11 protein-coding genes are annotated in these 17,968 nt (G+C 41.9%); 9 read left to right on the forward strand and 2 right to left on the reverse strand.

The genetic code is table 11. The features are described 5' to 3' along the window. The first annotated feature begins 2 nt into the window (after positions 1-2). Positions 3-1,169, forward strand: a complete 1,167-nt coding sequence (gene tet(X) / locus BN3659_RS11945) for a tetracycline-inactivating monooxygenase Tet(X) (RefSeq protein ID WP_005783159.1) — start codon at positions 3-5, stop codon at positions 1,167-1,169. A gap of 212 nt (positions 1,170-1,381) precedes the next feature. Here the strand turns inward: tet(X) and erm(F) are convergent, their stop codons facing one another. Further along, on the reverse strand, positions 1,382-2,182 hold the full coding sequence (gene erm(F), locus BN3659_RS11950) for a 23S rRNA (adenine(2058)-N(6))-methyltransferase Erm(F) (RefSeq protein WP_002682030.1): 801 nt from the start codon (positions 2,180-2,182) through the stop codon (positions 1,382-1,384). Positions 2,183-2,373: 191 nt separating this feature from the next. Here erm(F) and BN3659_RS11955 point away from each other — a divergent pair, with 191 nt between their 5' ends. The 8 genes from BN3659_RS11955 (at position 2,374) to BN3659_RS11990 (ending at position 15,798) form a co-directional block, all read left to right on the forward strand. Next, a complete protein-coding gene (locus tag BN3659_RS11955) occupies positions 2,374-3,354 on the forward strand; it encodes an IS30-like element IS4351 family transposase (protein ID WP_005794072.1) in 981 nt (326 codons plus the stop codon). A gap of 645 nt (positions 3,355-3,999) precedes the next feature. Then, positions 4,000-5,925 carry a tetracycline resistance ribosomal protection protein Tet(Q) gene (tet(Q), locus tag BN3659_RS11960; RefSeq protein WP_004291466.1) on the forward strand — a complete coding sequence of 642 codons (1,926 nt, stop codon included), beginning with the start codon at positions 4,000-4,002 and terminating at the stop codon, positions 5,923-5,925. Continuing rightward, positions 5,925-8,234: a hybrid sensor histidine kinase/response regulator gene (locus BN3659_RS11965; RefSeq protein ID WP_091537229.1), complete on the forward strand. Its 2,310-nt coding sequence runs from the start codon at positions 5,925-5,927 to the stop codon at positions 8,232-8,234. The genes tet(Q) and BN3659_RS11965 overlap by 1 nt, the downstream gene beginning before the upstream one ends. Beyond that, the gene (locus BN3659_RS11970; protein ID WP_004291471.1) at positions 8,227-9,549 is read left to right on the forward strand and encodes a sigma-54-dependent transcriptional regulator; all 1,323 of its coding nucleotides are present in this window, start codon (positions 8,227-8,229) and stop codon (positions 9,547-9,549) included. Before BN3659_RS11965 ends, BN3659_RS11970 begins: the two co-directional genes overlap by 8 nt. Positions 9,550-9,828: 279 nt before the next feature. Then, positions 9,829-10,251 (forward strand): dihydrofolate reductase family protein, encoded by a 423-nt coding sequence (locus tag BN3659_RS11975; RefSeq protein WP_004291474.1) that lies wholly within the window; start codon positions 9,829-9,831, stop codon positions 10,249-10,251. Between the two features lie 238 nt (positions 10,252-10,489). Further along, positions 10,490-11,095 (forward strand): RteC domain-containing protein, encoded by a 606-nt coding sequence (locus BN3659_RS11980; RefSeq protein WP_004304269.1) that lies wholly within the window; start codon positions 10,490-10,492, stop codon positions 11,093-11,095. Positions 11,096-11,396: 301 nt separating this feature from the next. After that, on the forward strand, positions 11,397-12,527 hold the full coding sequence (locus BN3659_RS11985) for an ATP-binding protein (RefSeq protein ID WP_004291480.1): 1,131 nt from the start codon (positions 11,397-11,399) through the stop codon (positions 12,525-12,527). 16 nt (positions 12,528-12,543) lie between these two features. Further along, positions 12,544-15,798, forward strand: a complete 3,255-nt coding sequence (locus BN3659_RS11990; RefSeq protein ID WP_004291481.1) for a P-loop NTPase fold protein — start codon at positions 12,544-12,546, stop codon at positions 15,796-15,798. A gap of 131 nt (positions 15,799-15,929) precedes the next feature. Here the strand turns inward: BN3659_RS11990 and mobC are convergent, their stop codons facing one another. Then, complete coding sequence (gene mobC / locus BN3659_RS11995) at positions 15,930-17,948, reverse strand: conjugal transfer protein MobC (RefSeq protein WP_004291482.1); 2,019 nt, start codon at positions 17,946-17,948, stop codon at positions 15,930-15,932. Positions 17,949-17,968 lie beyond the last annotated feature (20 nt).

Genomic DNA, 17,968 nt, shown 5'->3' on the forward strand with positions numbered 1-17,968 from the left:
GAATGACAATGCGAATAGATACAGACAAACAAATGAATTTACTTAGTGATAAGAACGTTGCAATAATTGGTGGTGGACCCGTTGGACTGACTATGGCAAAATTATTACAGCAAAACGGCATAGACGTTTCAGTTTACGAAAGAGACAACGACCGAGAGGCAAGAATTTTTGGTGGAACCCTTGACCTACACAAAGGTTCAGGTCAGGAAGCAATGAAAAAAGCGGGATTGTTACAAACTTATTATGACTTAGCCTTACCAATGGGTGTAAATATTGCTGATAAAAAAGGCAATATTTTATCCACAAAAAATGTAAAGCCCGAAAATCGATTTGACAATCCTGAAATAAACAGAAATGACTTAAGGGCTATCTTGTTGAATAGTTTAGAAAACGACACGGTTATTTGGGATAGAAAACTTGTTATGCTTGAACCTGGTAAGAAGAAGTGGACACTAACTTTTGAGAATAAACCGAGTGAAACAGCAGATTTGGTTATTCTTGCCAATGGCGGGATGTCCAAGGTAAGAAAATTTGTTACCGACACGGAAGTTGAAGAAACAGGTACTTTCAATATACAAGCCGATATTCATCAACCAGAGATAAACTGTCCTGGATTTTTTCAGCTATGCAATGGAAACCGGCTAATGGCATCTCACCAAGGTAATTTATTATTTGCTAACCCCAATAATAATGGTGCATTGCATTTTGGAATAAGTTTTAAAACACCTGATGAATGGAAAAACCAAACGCAGGTAGATTTTCAAAACAGAAATAGTGTCGTTGATTTTCTTCTGAAAGAATTTTCCGATTGGGACGAACGCTACAAAGAATTGATTCATACGACGTTGTCATTTGTAGGATTGGCTACACGGATATTTCCTTTAGAAAAGCCTTGGAAAAGCAAGCGCCCATTACCCATAACAATGATTGGGGATGCCGCACATTTGATGCCGCCTTTTGCAGGGCAGGGAGTAAATAGTGGGTTGGTGGATGCCTTGATATTGTCTGATAATCTAGCCGATGGAAAATTTAATAGCATTGAAGAGGCTGTTAAAAATTATGAACAGCAAATGTTTATCTATGGCAAAGAAGCACAAGAAGAATCAACTCAAAACGAAATTGAAATGTTTAAACCCGACTTTACGTTTCAGCAATTGTTAAATGTATAAAATGGAATAAAACGGCACATAACAAACAAATTGGCAATAGAGCCGGTGAAGTACTTCTATTGAACTTTTGTGCAATGTTGAAGATTAGTAATTCTATTCAACATTTGTGCTAAAAGTCGGCTCCATCGCCAATTTGCCAGCCGTTATGCGGCAGCTTAAAAAAAGACGACACCAAACCAAAAAAATCATCTTGACAACCACCCGACTTTGAACTACGAAGGATGAAATTTTTCAGGGACAACTTCCAGCATTTCCAAAAAACAGTTTAACCATTGACTTGGAGACAAACAAACAATTTGAGCATTAAGGTTTAAACCGAATTTTTCCGAAATTGACCTGACCTGACTTTTCCTGAAAATCGACTTTAAAGCTGTTTTTACAGATAAATCAGGTTTCTCTAACAGACAGGAAATAAATGCTAAGTATTTGGCTTTAAACTTAAAATCAAAAAATAAGTGTTTTCTTTTAATGTTTAACAGGGCTGATTTGACAGTTGGCGGTGGCAAGAAACTTTCAGGACCTACCTCATAGACAAGTTTCAAATCAAAAAAAGTATGATAGAAAACGGTATATGGATTGTAAAGCTTCCTCGAAAATAACTTTTGTGTAGGTTCTAATTGAAGGACAATGGAACCTCCCAGAAAATTTCCAAGACTCTCAAACATCAGGATTTTGAAAATATCGGAAGTAATGCCATAAGGAATATTTGACACCACTTTGAAAGGAAATTTCGGAACTGCAAAATTCCTAAAATCACAACCGACAACTTGAACATTTCGGGCATCAGAAAATAATTTTCGTAAATGTTCAACCAAAGCTGTGTCGTTTTCAATAGCAACAACATTGTTGGCGATTTTTAATAAATGAACAGTAAGAAACCCCTTGCCTGCCCCAATATCTAAAACCGTATCCTGATTACTTATATTTGCTTGTCTTATTGCATCTTTTATTAGCACTTTATCAATAGTAAAGTGCTGACCCGTAAAACGAACGGGCAATTTCTTTTTTGTCATTAGTAACTTCTTACAGGTGAATACTTCTTGAGTTCAACTTATATGCAACTTTTTGGGTGCGGATAATAAGCAATAAAAACATTTATTTTTCAGAGAGGAAAGAGAGACAATGTCCCCCTTTCTCTCACTCTGAATGGATAAAGTTTGCTATCTTTGCTTTAATTGTCCGTCCAAAGAAAAAAAAGTTGCAGATGAGCAAACATATAACCGAGGAACAAAGGTATGCAATTTCTATGATGTTGCAAATACCGATGAGCAAAAAAGCAATAGCGGAAGCTATCGGAGTAGATAAAAGCACTGTTTACAGGGAGATAAAGCGCAATTGCGACGCCCGAAGTGGTAGCTATAGCATGGAGCTTGCCCAGCGAAAAGCAGACAGGCGCAAGCAGCAAAAACATCGCAAGGAAGTGCTTACACCGGCAATGAGAAAACGGATAATAAAGCTGTTGAAGAAAGGATTCAGCCCGGAGCAGATTGTCGGCAGGAGCCGCTTGGAGGGAATTGCGATGGTATCTCACGAAACGATATATCGCTGGATTTGGGAGGATAAGCGGCGGGGTGGCAAACTGCACAAATATCTTCGCAGACAAGGTCGCAGGTATGCCAAACGTGGTTCTAAAAATGCAGGGCGAGGATTTATCCCAGGCAGGGTGGATATTGATGAGCGTCCCGAGATAGTGGAACTGAAGGAGAGATTTGGTGATTTAGAGATAGATACAATTATTGGTAAGAACCACAAAGGTGCCATTCTTACCATTAACGACAGAGCAACAAGCAGGGTCTGGATACGCAAGTTGTCGGGAAAAGAAGCCATCCCGGTAGCTAAGATTGCAGTATGGGCACTGCGGAAAGTGAAAAACTTAATACACACAATTACGGCTGACAATGGAAAGGAGTTTGCAAAGCACGAGGAAATTGCGCAAAAATTGGAAATAAAATTCTATTTTTGCAAACCATACCACTCATGGGAACGTGGTGCCAATGAAAACACCAACGGGCTTATCAGGCAGTATATCCCAAAGGGTAAGGACTTTAGTGAAGTAACCAACAAACAGATTAAGTGGATTGAAAATAAACTCAATAATCGACCTCGTAAAAGACTTGGATACCTCACGCCAAACGAAAAATTTAAACAAATTATTAATCAGAATTCTGTTGCATTTGCAAGTTGAATTCAGCAGTATTAATAAGGGCTATCCCAAAAGGTCTAAAAGTAAATTTTATCCTTTCTGCAAGTATCTATAGGATGGCAACTGCATTTTTTTCTTTTTGGGCAGCCCTTATTAAAATTTATTCTTATTTTAGGTTATATACATTCATGTCCATTTATGTAAAAAATTCCTGCTGACCTTGTTTATGTCTTGTCAGTCACCATTTGCAAAACCATATTTGACCCTCAAAGAGGCTGAATTTGATAAGTAACTTGCTACATACTCATAATAAGGAGCTAAATAGAACACGAATGGGAAATACACAAATGCTAAACTAAAGAAGATATTGGCCAAAATAAACGCTATACCGAGAGAGAAACTTGATTTTTCAACTTCCTAAAACGGTGTTGTTCAAACATTTCTACTTATTTGTACTTGCCAGTTGAACCTACGCTTCCCTAATAAAATGTCTATGGTAAAAAGTTAAAAAATCCTCCCACTTTTGTTAGATATATTTTTTTGTGTAATTTTGTAATCGTTATGCGGCAGTAATAATATACATATTAATACGAGTTAGTAATCCTGTAGTTCTCATATGCTACGAGGAGGTATTAAAAGGTGCGTTTCGACAATGCATCTACTGTAGTATATTATTGCTTAATCCAAATGAATATTATAAATTTAGGAATTCTTGCTCACATTGATGCAGGAAAAACTTCCGTAACCGAGAATCTGCTGTTTGCCAGTGGAGCAACGGAAAAGTGCGGCCGTGTGGATAATGGTGACACCATAACGGACTCTATGGATATAGAGAAACGTAGAGGAATTACTGTCCGGGCTTCTACGACATCTATTATCTGGAATGGAGTGAAATGCAATATCATTGACACTCCGGGACACATGGATTTTATTGCGGAAGTGGAGCGGACATTCAAAATGCTTGATGGAGCAGTCCTCATCTTATCCGCAAAGGAAGGCATACAAGCGCAGACAAAGTTGCTGTTCAGTACTTTACAAAAGCTGCAAATCCCGACAATTATATTTATCAATAAGATTGACCGTGCCGGTGTGAATTTGGAGCGTTTGTATATGGATATAAAAACAAATCTGTCGCAAGATGTCCTGTTTATGCAAACTGTTGTCGATGGATCGGTTTATCCGGTTTGCTCCCAAACATATATAAAGGAAGAATACAAAGAATTTGTATGCAACCATGACGACGATATATTAGAACGATATTTGGCGGATAGCGAAATTTCACCGGCTGATTATTGGAATACGATAATCGCTCTTGTGGCAAAAGCCAAAGTCTATCCGGTGCTACATGGATCAGCAATGTTCAATATCGGTATCAATGAGTTGTTGGACGCCATTTCTTCTTTTATACTTCCTCCGGCATCAGTCTCAAACAGACTTTCAGCTTATCTCTATAAGATAGAGCATGACCCCAAAGGGCATAAAAGAAGTTTTCTTAAAATAATTGACGGAAGTCTGAGACTTCGAGACGTTGTAAGAATCAACGATTCGGAAAAATTCATCAAGATTAAAAATCTAAAGACTATTTATCAGGGCAGAGAGATAAATGTTGATGAAGTGGGTGCCAATGATATCGCGATTGTAGAAGATATAGAAGATTTTCGAATCGGAGATTATTTAGGTGCTAAACCTTGTTTGATTCAAGGATTATCTCATCAGCATCCCGCTCTCAAATCCTCCGTCCGGCCAAATAAGCCCGAAGAGAGAAGCAAGGTGATATCCGCTCTGAATACATTGTGGATTGAAGACCCGTCTTTGTCCTTTTCCATAAACTCATATAGTGATGAATTGGAAATCTCGTTATATGGTTTGACCCAAAAGGAAATCATACAGACATTGCTGGAAGAACGATTTTCCGTAAAGGTCCATTTTGATGAGATCAAGACTATCTACAAAGAACGACCTATAAAAAAGGTCAATAAGATTATTCAGATCGAAGTACCACCCAACCCTTACTGGGCCACAATAGGGCTGACTCTTGAACCCTTACCGTTAGGGGCAGGGTTGCAAATCGAAAGTGACATCTCCTATGGTTATCTGAACCATTCTTTTCAAAATGCCGTTTTTGAAGGGATTCGTATGTCTTGCCAATCTGGTTTACATGGATGGGAAGTGACAGATCTGAAAGTAACTTTTACTCAAGCCGAGTATTATAGCCCGGTAAGTACACCTGCTGATTTCAGACAGCTGACCCCTTATGTCTTCAGGCTGGCTTTGCAACAGTCAGGTGTGGACATTCTCGAACCGATGCTCTGTTTTGAGTTGCAGATACCCCAAGTAGCGAGTTCCAAAGCTATTACAGATTTGCAAAAACTGATGTCTGAGATTGAAGACATCAGTTGTAATAATGAGTGGTGTCATATTAAAGGGAAAGTTCCATTAAATACAAGTAAAGACTATGCCTCAGAAGTAAGTTCGTACACTAAGGGCTTAGGCATTTTTATGGTTAAGCCATGTGGGTATCAAATAACAAAAGACGGTTATTCTGATAATATCCGCATGAACGAAAAAGATAAACTTTTATTCATGTTCCAAAAATCAATGTCATTAAAATAATGGAGCGGTCAGGAAATTTCTATAAGGCAATACGGTTGGGATATATACTTATCTCCATTCTTATCGGATGTATGGCATATAATAGCCTCTATGAATGGCAGGAGATAGAAGCATTAGAACTTGGCAATAAAAAAATAGACGAGCTCCGAAAAGAAATAAACAATATCAATATTCAAATGATAAAATTTTCTCTATTGGGTGAAACAATACTGGAATGGAACGATAAAGATATCGAGCATTACCATGCACGGCGTATGGCAATGGACAGTATGCTCTGCCGTTTCAAGGCCACCTATCCAGCAGAGCGCATCGATAGTGTGCGCAGTCTTTTAGAGGATAAGGAACGACAGATGTTCCAGATAGTCCGGTTAATGGATGAACAACAATCTATTAACAAGAAGATAGCCAATCAAATTCCGGTTATTGTACAGAAAAGTGTGCAGGAACAGTCCAAAAAGCCAAAACGAAAAGGTTTCTTAGGCATATTCGGCAAAAAAAAGGAAGTAACTCCAGCAGTATCAACCACTATCCTTCATTCGGTCAATAGAAACGTAATCAGCGAACAGAAAGTGCAGGATCGCCAATTGTCGGAACAAGCCGACAGCCTTGCAGCTCGTAATGCAGAACTTAACAGACAACTGCAAGAATTGATTTGCCAAATAGAAGAAAAGGTACAAACCGAACTGCAAAGCCGGGAAAACGAAATAGTTGCCATGCGTGAAAAGTCATTTATGCAAGTAGGCGGTTTAATGGGATTCGTTCTTCTATTGTTGTTAATTTCCTACATCATCATACATCGTGATGCAAAAAGCATTAAACAATACAAGCACAAGACAACTGATTTGATAAGGCAACTGGAACAATCCGTACAACGGAACGAGGCACTGATAACGTCAAGGAAGAAGGCGGTACATACTATCACCCATGAACTGCGCACACCGCTGACAGCAATAACAGGCTATGCCGGACTGATACGGAAAGAACAGTGTGAGGATAAGTCCGGGCAGTATATCCAAAACATACTGCAATCCTCCGACCGTATGCGGGATATGCTTAACACTTTGCTTGACTTCTTCCGCCTGGACAACGGCAAGGAACAGCCCCGTCTGTCACCCTGCCGGATTTCAGCAATCACGCACACACTTGAAACGGAGTTCATGCCTGTTGCCGTGAACAAAGGGCTGTCCTTGTCCGTGAAGACTGGACACGATGCCATTGTATTGACCGACAAAGAGCGAATAATACAAATCGGGAATAACCTGCTGTCAAACGCTGTCAAGTTCACAGAAGAAGGCGGTGTTTCTTTGATTACTGAATATGATAATGGAGTTCTGACACTGGTCGTTGAAGATACAGGTACAGGCATGACAGAAGAGGAACAGAAACAAGCGTTCGGTGCGTTTGAACGTCTATCAAATGCCGCCGCAAAGGAGGGTTTCGGGCTTGGGCTTGCCATAATGCGTAATATTGTGTCGATGCTTGGCGGAACAATCCGTTTAGACAGCAAGAAAGGGAAAGGCAGTCGTTTCACAGTTGAAATTTCTATGCAGGAAGCTGAAGAACAGCTTGGATATACAAGCAATACACCTGTTTATCATAACAATAAATTCCATGATGTTGTCGCCATTGACAATGATGAGGTATTACTTCTGATGCTGAAAGAGATGTATTCCCAAGAAGGAATACACTGCACCGATGCTGCGGCACTGATGGAAATGATACGCCAGAAAGAATACAGCCTGTTGCTGACAGACTTGAATATGCCCGATATAAACGGTTTCGAATTGCTGGAACTGTTGCGTTCGTCCAACGTGGGCAATTCACCAACAATCCCGGTGGTTGTGGCAACCGCTTCGGGCAGTTGTAACAAAGGGGAACTATTGGCAAAAGGCTTTGCCGGATGCCTGTTCAAACCGTTCTCCATATCGGAACTGATGGAGGTTTCCGACAGGTGTGCCATAAAAGCGACACCGGACGGGAAACCGGACTTTTCCGCCTTATTGTCCTATGGCAATGAAGCCGTCATGCTGGAAAAGTTGATAACTGAAACAGAAAAGGAAATGCAGGCGGTACGGGATGCAGCAAAAGAAAAAGACCTGCAAAAGCTGGATTCCCTGATCCACCACCTGCGCAGTTCGTGGGAGGTGCTCCGTGCCGACCAACCGCTGAATGTACTTTACGGATTGCTTCGTGGCGATGCTCTCCCGGATGGTGAAGCGTTAAGCCATGCCGTGACTGCCGTGCTGGATAAGGGAGTGGAAATAATACGGTTGGCAGAAGAGGAAAGGAGAAAATACGAAGATGAATAAGACAAAAATAATTGTGGTGGAAGACAACATCGTGTATTGCGAATATGTCTGCAATATGCTGTCACGGGAGGGCTACCGCAATATGAAGGCTTACCACCTCTCAACCGCGAAGAAACATCTGCAACAGGCAACAGATAATGATATCGTGGTTGCCGACCTGCGTCTGCCTGACGGCAGTGGCATAGACCTTTTGTGCTGGATGCGAAAGGAGGGAAAGATGCAGCCCTTCATCATTATGACCGACTACGCCGAAGTTAATACCGCCGTGGAAAGCATGAAACTCGGCTCGATAGACTATATTCCCAAACAGCTTGTGGAGGATAAACTTGTCCCCCTGATCCGTTCCATACTGAAAGAACGTCAGGCAGGACAACGCCGTATGCCTATATTCGCCCGTGAAGGTTCCGCCTTTCAGAAAATCATGCACCGCATAAGGCTGGTAGCCGCCACCGATATGAGCGTGATGATATTTGGTGAGAACGGCACGGGCAAGGAGCATATTGCCCACCTGTTGCATGACAAGAGCAAACGTGCAGGCAAGCCATTTGTGGCGGTGGACTGCGGTTCACTCTCCAAAGAGCTTGCACCGTCGGCTTTCTTCGGACACGTCAAAGGTGCATTTACAGGTGCGGACAATGCCAAGAAAGGATATTTCCATGAGGCGGAAGGCGGCACGTTGTTTCTGGACGAGGTAGGAAACCTCGCGTTGGAAACCCAACAGATGTTGCTCCGTGCCATACAGGAGAGGCGGTATCGCCCGGTCGGAGACAAGGCAGACCGGAATTTCAATGTCCGCATCATCGCTGCTACCAATGAAGATTTGGAGGTATCGGTGAATGAAAAGCGTTTTCGGCAGGATCTTCTGTACCGCCTGCACGACTTCGGGATAACCGTTCCTCCGTTGCGTGACTGTCAAGAAGACATTATGCCGCTGGCAGAGTTCTTCCGTGATATGGCAAACAGAGAGCTGGAGTGTAGCGTGAGCGGGTTCAGTTCCGAAGCACGTAAAGCGTTGCTGACACACGCATGGCCGGGCAACGTGCGGGAACTTCGGCAGAAAGTTATGGGTGCTGTATTGCAGGCGCAGGAAGGTGTTGTCATGAAAGAGCATCTGGAACTTGCCGTGACGAAACCGACCTCTACTGTCAGCTTCGCCTTGCGCAATGACGCGGAGGATAAGGAGCGGATATTGCGTGCGTTGAAACAGGCAAACGGCAACCGGAGTGTCGCCGCAGAACTGCTCGGCATAGGCAGGACAACACTATACAGCAAACTTGAAGAGTATGGACTTAAATATAAATTCAAGCAATCATAGCCCGTAATTCACTGAATTTGGCTATCTTTGCATAACATTTGAGAAAAACGGCGATTGGCAGGAGCTTTTCGCCGCCAACATATAGGATAAGACCGCAAGGCGTTTCAAGCGAAAATCTGGTAAATTGGAACTACGGAGACGATTGCGTGATGCTTATGCTATGCTTACGCATAGCGTGCATTCACGTACTCTCCGTAAAGGCTTTACCAGAGCCATCGCTTGAAGGTAGTGTGAATTGCACGCTACTTTTTTACCCTTGCCTAACGAAAGGAAACGATTATGGGTAAAGTTCAGATTCTCGCCGTACTGACGATGGACGGATGTCTTTCTTCAGAGTTATATGATAAAGCACATCAGGATTTGTGCCTTGACCGTTGCGGTCTTGATGAAATCAGGAAGAAAGCCTTTTACCGTGTGACACCGGACTATTCCATTTCAATGCTGCACGAATGGAGAAAAGACTGCACAAACATCCGTTACCTCGCGGAAGCCACACCGGACACGGCAGACTATATAAACGGACTGCTGCGGATGCACGCTGTGGATGAAATCATACTATACACCGTTCCTTTCATATCCGGAAGCGGACGACATTTTTTTAAGTCGGCTCTGCCAGAGCAACACTGGACGCTTTCCTCTTTGAAAAGCTATCCCAACGGTGTATGTCGCATTATCTATATCCTTGATAAAAAAGCAAGATAGCCAAAATGTGCGGCAAGCATACATTTCTATTTTCAGGAATAGAATAAATGTTCCGATTACAAACAATTTAAGTCGGAGATAATTTGTCCTTGTGAAAAAATACTGAATTTTATACCTCTGAAATCCAGCACTTTGTAAAATTGAGTGTTGGATTTTTTATTTTCTGCCGCGTTTTTTGCCAATTATATTCATGTGCGCACGCAGAAAACAAAGTGTAATTTTCAAAATTGACAGAACCATGAATTATTTCTTGCTGGCGGAAACCGACTTTTTCCGCCTGATAAACGAAGCCGGCGACTGCAATATGGAAACGGCATACACGGCTTTCGCCACCCAAGTGATCGAACTGTGCAACGGCGGCATGGACATGAACCTTACCGTCATCGCGCTTGCCTACATCGAAATCGAGTTGCAGCACCATCCCGTACGTAATCTGTCAGAAGAAAAAAGAGAGATTGCCGCCTACGTCAGCAAGGCTCTGTCTTTCGTAAGAAAGATGCAGAAATTCCTTGCCACGCCCCAAGTGCCACCACTAATATCCGCCAACAACGCAACAGAAACCACCGCCAGCCTTCTTCAATGGACGGGCAATGCCATCGACCTCGTGGAACTTATCTACGGCATAGACGTGATGGGCTGCATCAACAACGGCAATATGCCGCTCAAACAGCTCGCCCCACTTCTCTATAAGATATTCGGGGTTGATTCTAAAGACTGCTACCGCTTCTACACTGATATCAAACGCCGGAAGAACGAAAGCCGCACCTATTTCATTGACAGGATGCAGGAAAAACTGAACGAGAGAATGTTGCGTGATGAGGAGTTGGAGCGGATGAGAAAATAAAAAAATATCCATTACATATGAGAAGACAGGAATACTCGTATCCTGTCTTTTTATTTTCATTTAATTATATATTAATTAGCACAATATATGTGAGTTTTTCATTCCTATAAGGACAAATTTCAGAAACGTATGTCTGGTAAATTATTGAGTCATCATAGTATGAACATATATCATTACTAAAAACAATGAAACAACTTCCATAAGATTGTGGTTGTAAAAATCGCCATTTAATAGCCCGTTTTTTTTGTAAAATTCGCCAATTAAAAAAATATGATTATCTTTGCATTATATTTTATAAGGTATGGAAACAGTAAATAGAATACTTCAAGAGAAGATTACAGCACGAATCGCGCCCAATAAAGCAGTACTGATTTTTGGTGCTCGCCGTGTTGGTAAAACGGTAATGATGCGTAAAATTGTGGACAACTATTCAGGTAGGACGATGATGCTCAACGGCGAAGACTACGACACATTAGCACTATTGGAGAATCGCTCAATAGCCAATTATCGGCATTTATTGGATGGTATTGATTTGCTGGCTATTGATGAGGCACAGAACATACCACAAATCGGTAGTATTCTGAAGTTGATAGTTGATGAAATACCGGGAATAAGTGTCTTGGCAAGTGGTTCTTCGTCATTCGATTTGCTGAATAAGACTGGTGAACCGTTGGTCGGCCGCAGTACGCAATTTCTCCTTACACCATTCTCGCAACGGGAAATCGCACAGACGGAAACGGCACTTGAAACCCGCCAGAACCTCGAAGCGCGCTTGATTTACGGTTCCTATCCCGAAGTAGTAATGATGGAGAACTATGAACGTAAAACAGACTACCTACGTGATATTGTCGGTGCATACCTGCTTAAAGATATCTTAGCAATTGACGGCTTAAAAAATTCGAGCAAGATGCGCGATCTACTGCGATTGATAGCTTTTCAGTTGGGCAGCGAAGTTTCTTACGAAGAGTTAGGTAAACAACTCGGCATGAGCAAGACGACCGTTGAAAAATACCTCGACCTATTGGAAAAGGTCTTCGTTATCTATCGTCTGGGGGCTTATTCGCGTAACCTACGCAAGGAGGTTACAAAAGCTGGCAAGTGGTACTTCTACGACAACGGCATTCGCAATGCCATTATCGGGGCTTTCTCACCGCTGGCCATTCGGCAGGATGTCGGTGCGCTGTGGGAGAACTACATCATCGGAGAGCGGCGCAAAGCGAACTTCAATGAGGGACTGCACAGGGAGTTCTATTTCTGGCGCACCTACGACAAACAGGAAATCGACCTGATTGAGGAGAGTGCCGACAGTCTTACCGCCTTGGAGTTCAAGTGGGGAAATAAAATGCCGGCCGCACCGAAAGCCTTCCAAGAAGCCTATCCCTATGCCGAGTTTCATGTGGTAAATCGGGAGAATTATTTGGAGTTCGTATAATCAATAAATTACGTATATGGAAACAAAACTACAATCCAAACAGCAATATCCGCGGTTTATCCAAAATAAACCGTGTGGTATTGACAAATTCGATGGAGGTTCGCAAGAAAGGTTGGCAAAAACTATTGCTCGCCATTTTTGTCAGAATGATTCATTGGATGAGGAATGTACTTTACCTCGAATTATCGGCATCGAAGGTATTTGGGGATCTGGAAAATCCAACGTGGTTAAAATGTTGGAACGTGAATTATCAGACGACTATTACTTTTTTGAGTATGACGCATGGGGACATCAAGAGGACTTGCAACGCCGCTCTATATTGGAATTGCTTACAAGCAAACTTATTGATGATGGTATCCTATCTGGAAATGCAACAATAAAAGTCAAAGGTGGAGGTACGAAAACCGTATCATGGTCTGAAAAGCTGAAATATTTATTAGCCCGTAAAACGGAGACCGTAACCGAAAAATATCCCCTTATCAGTAATGGTATGGTTGCGGCATTTTTGGTTGCAGTTTTAACTCCGATATTTACATTTATTGCGTATGCAGTAAAACCTACACCCACAACATGGTGGTTTTCTTTATTGTCTATTATCATAGCTGCACTGCCAGTTCTTATTGCATTGTGCGTTTGGAAATGGGCATATAGCAAAGATCATAAATATGGATGGAGTTATATGTTAGCTATTTATCAAGATAAAGTCGAAAAGGACGTTTGCTATGAGACTTTGAGCGAAGACGAACCAACGGTTTACGAGTTCAAAACATGGATGCAAGACATTTCTGATTTTATCAAGGAAAAAGGACAACGTAAATTAGTCCTTGTTTTTGACAACATGGATCGTCTCCCCGCTGAAAAAGTAAAAGAATTATGGTCTTCTATCCATACGTTCTTCGCCGATAGCGGTTTTGAAAATGTTTGGGCTGTTATTCCTTTCGATGAAACACATTTAGCTTGTGCATTCGGAGATGAGACCGACGAACAAACGAAACAACTGACCAAGTATTTTATCAATAAAACTTTCCCTATTGTTTATCGTGTTGCTCCTCCTGTTATTACCGACTATCGAAGTATATTCAACAAACTGTTTGTTGAAGCATTTGGAGAAACAGAAAATGAAGCGAAAGAAACTATAAATCGGATATTCAGATTGGTAAATCCTAATGCCAATGTTAGGGAAATTATATCATATATCAATGAGATGGTCGCTCTTAAACAAGAGTGGTGTAACGAAATTTTGATGATAAACATAGCATTGTTCTGTTTGAAGAAGACGGATATTCTGGCAAATCCAGTAGAACAAATATTGTCCGGCGACTATCTGAATGGCATTCAAACAATAATTAACAATGATCTGCAAACACAACGCGAAATTGCAGCTTTGGTATATGGTGTCGATGTTGAAGATGCTCGACAAATTCCATTGAAAAAATATATTGAAGGCTGCATCAACGGAGAAGAAGACCACGACATAAATCAATATGCAGAGACTAATAAACAATTTGACACTGTATTAGAAGAAGTTATACAATGTATGGACAATGCGCTTATCGATAAGATTATACATTGTTTGCATAAATTAACTCGAAAGAGCGATGTTATTCTGCGTGTATGGCAAAGAATAGCACAATTGAAATTAAAAGAATCCATAGAGAAGCAGGTGTTCCCTGTCGAATACCAAGAACTGCTGTTGCATTTAGACACGGAAAGCCAAAACCATGTGATTGCTCAATTATATAAGAAGATAGTTCGGTTCAATGACTTCAATGGCGGCGACTATTTCAAAACGTTAGATGCAATAGACAGGTTTATTGCGCAAAATAAGTTGGCGTGCGATTTTACGTCATTGATTGAAGCAAAAACAGTCAAGCCAAATACATTTATCGATTATATTCAAGCTGCAAATGCAACAGATGCTGCCTATCGGGATAACGCGACAACTAAAGCATATAAATATTATCAAGTAGCAACAAATTCGGAGGCGCTCGATAATTATTTGGCAAACTTACTACCCGATAATTTCGACCATGCAGATATTGTAAAAACGTTAAAAGATAATTCTACCTATACGTTTCCAACGCTTTTGCAAGCGATCACGAATTGCATTGATGAACAGAATGTAAATAAAGATAATATAGGGGCTATATTTACAACCTATCGTTTATTGGCATCTGACGAAGAAAGACCTTTACCTGTAACGTTAGATTCAACCTACATAAATCAGTTGCATTCTGAATTAGAAACTGATGGCCGAAACATTAAAGAGTCTGGATATTACGATTTAGTCGCCATGCAATTGGCACATGGTCATTCCGTTTCCTTAATAGAGGGTGGAGATATAAAATATGTTGCAGAACTCATGGACTATTATGTGGATCATGGAGACTTATTAGTAAATAGTGTGGGATGGAATATACCGCTATTAAATGAAACACTACAATACATGGTAAATCATAAACTTGGCTATAAATTATTGCTCTCAGACATATTGCCCCAATTTGAAGATATTAAGAACAGAATAGGTGTAACGGATGAGGTATTTATCGAGCATTTAGCAGAGTGGAATACCGATTTGGATAAGTATATCACTAAGAACAATATTAAAGATGTAATTCCTGACGCATCTTTTTACGATTTGACCACTAAAATAAGCAATGTCCTGACCGATCATATCAATAAAATAGCGTTCGAAGCGTTGTCTGAAATAAGTGTTGATACATTATACGCCCAAAGAACAGCACATACATCATATTATTGGTTTGTCGCAATAAAACATTTACTGGCTAAAATCAAATCCTTGCCAGATAACTTGACTGAATTTGGCAAAAAGATTCTGATGGATATTGCTTCTGGAACTCAAAGTTTGAATCCTTTCCCTAATTGTTTCAAGAATATAGTTGAAAGATTGGATAAACGAAAAATTAAATCGACAGTTACCGATATAAGAAATGATTTCTGCATCGGTAAAAAGACTATCAATGCAATAAAGTTTCAATTTTTCGAAACATGGCTTAGATCGCATGGTAATTTGAAAAGTCAAGCTGGAGACGTTATTGATAAAATAGTGAAACCTGTAATTTCCGATGGGGCATGCCGTTCATTGATTCTGCAAAACAAAGATTTTTATATGGATTTAATAAATACAGCAGGGGATGATGCTTATGAATTGAAAAAGAGTCTCCGAAACCTCATACAAAAAGATTCAGATCCGCAATTGGTTAAATTTGTCAATTCGATAGATTCAGTACCTGAGGTTGAAACCGCGTAAGTATTTGTCTAACAAGTCCGAATTTTACGATTTTACCCGTCAGAACTGAAGTGCCCCCCAAAAAAATTGTATCCAACTTTTGGGGGTCACTTCAAACTTCGATAGGGATAATTTTCAATTTTGGGGACTTGTTAGACAGTCTCATTATCTGGTAGCAGTTTACACAGCACCGGATCGTTTTTGATACGCTCCAGTTCCTCCTGCACAATCTGCTTCACCTCTTCCTTGATGCGCCGGTAGTTCGCCTGCACCGTTTCCTTCATGCGGTCGTTGCCGTCCTCGTCCGTGAAGTTTGTAATGACGGGAATTTTCTTGTAGGCACTTTCTTCCCGTTTCACCTTTTCGGCATCCACCACAATCTCGCAATGAAAAATCTTCTGCTCGATACGCTCGTTGAAGTTGTCGGATACAGAACCGACAAACATTCCCTGCGTAAGCCCGGAAATCTTACTCGGTGGAATGAGCGCGTCCATCTGCGTGTTGATGGAGGTGGAAACATCCTGCCGGTTGATGGAGATGGACTGCCGTTTCTGCAACACCTTACCGAACCGCTCGGAGAGCGTCTTGGCTGTTTCCCCCACCACCTGACCGGAGAAAATATTGCCGACAGTGTTCATCACCACTTTCGCCTCTTTGTCCCCGTAGTCACGCACTAACTGGCTGAAATCCTGAAAGCCCAGACACACGGCAACCTTGTTGCTTCGGGCGGTAGCTATAAGATTGTCCAACCCTTTGAAGTATATTGTGGGCAACTCGTCGATGATGACCGATGACTTCAGCATCCCCTTCTTGTTGATGAGCTTCACGATACGGGAATTATACAGACCGAGTGCCGCACCGTAGATATTCTGACGGTCGGGATTGTTACCCACGCAGAGGATTTTCGGCTCTTCGGGATTGTTGATGTCCAGCGTAAACTCGCTGTCTGACATCACCCAGTAGAGCTGCGGTGAAATCATCCTCGAAAGCGGGATTTTTGCCGACGCTATCTGACCCATGAGCTGCTCCGCAGCCCCTCCAAGCCACGCATCCATGAACGGCGAAAGGTAGTTCTCCAGCTCCGGATAAGAGGTCAGTATCGGAAATATATCCTCGTAACGGCGGTTCAGAAACTCGATAGCATGGGGAAACGTGCAAAACTTCCCGTTCTGATAGATTTTGAGATACCAGATAATACTGGCAAACAGAATGATAGGTGACTCCACGAAGAAGTCGCCCTGCTTTTGCACCCACGTTTTATTGAGGTTGAGCATTATTGTGTAGGCACTCTCATAGGCATCCGTAATATCTTCCATAAAATCCGGGTGAATGGGATTGCACCGATGAGAGCGTCGCGGGTCGTCGAAGTTGATCACATAGAACTTCGGCTTTACCTTGTAGCCGTCCGGGTGGTTCAGCAAATGGTTGTAGGCAATAGTAGATAGGTCGGGATACTTGAAATCGTAGATGTATTGACTAAAGCCCTTTTCAATCTGTTGCTTGATAAAATTGTTTACCACGGCATAGGACTTGCCGCTGCCCGGCGTACCCAACACGATGGACGCACGGAAGGGATTAACTACATTGATCCAACCGTTGTTCCAGCGTTTCCTGTAATAGAAACGTGTCGGCAGATTGACCGAATACTCGCTTTCGATAAGCCTCGTTTCCTGCATGAAACTCTCGTTCTCGTTGTTGAAAACATCCTCCATCAAATTGTGTTTCAACAGGCGGCTCATCCACAGACCACCCATCAACAGGCAGACATAGCCCGTTCCAATGGTAAGGACATACAGTCCCGTCACCGCTTCAAGCGGCAGCGGCAGGGGCAGCAACCACCAGTTCAGGAAAAACAGCACGAACCCGACGGCAAATGCTGTCCAGATTCTCCCCCAAGTGATTTTCTCACCCTTGACACCCTTCGTACCCAGACAGGACAAGGCAAGCAAAAGGACGGAAAACAGCTTCGTGTAGAGAATGGAATGGAACAGCCCCGCCGTGCGGTCGAAGTTCAGAAGGATTTTGTCCACCACGCCGATGTTCACGCCCCACAGCCGGATGGCTTCGTAGCAGAACCAGTACACGTTCATGACCACTAAAATGATACTCACGGCACGCAGAAAATCCATGATTTTCGCCAATGCCCTCAAATCGTCTTCTTGTTGTGACATACATTGATTTTTTAATTGTT

This window comes from Alistipes sp. CHKCI003, assembly GCF_900021155.1.
GTDB classification, from domain to species: Bacteria; Bacteroidota; Bacteroidia; order Bacteroidales; family Rikenellaceae; genus Alistipes; species Alistipes excrementavium.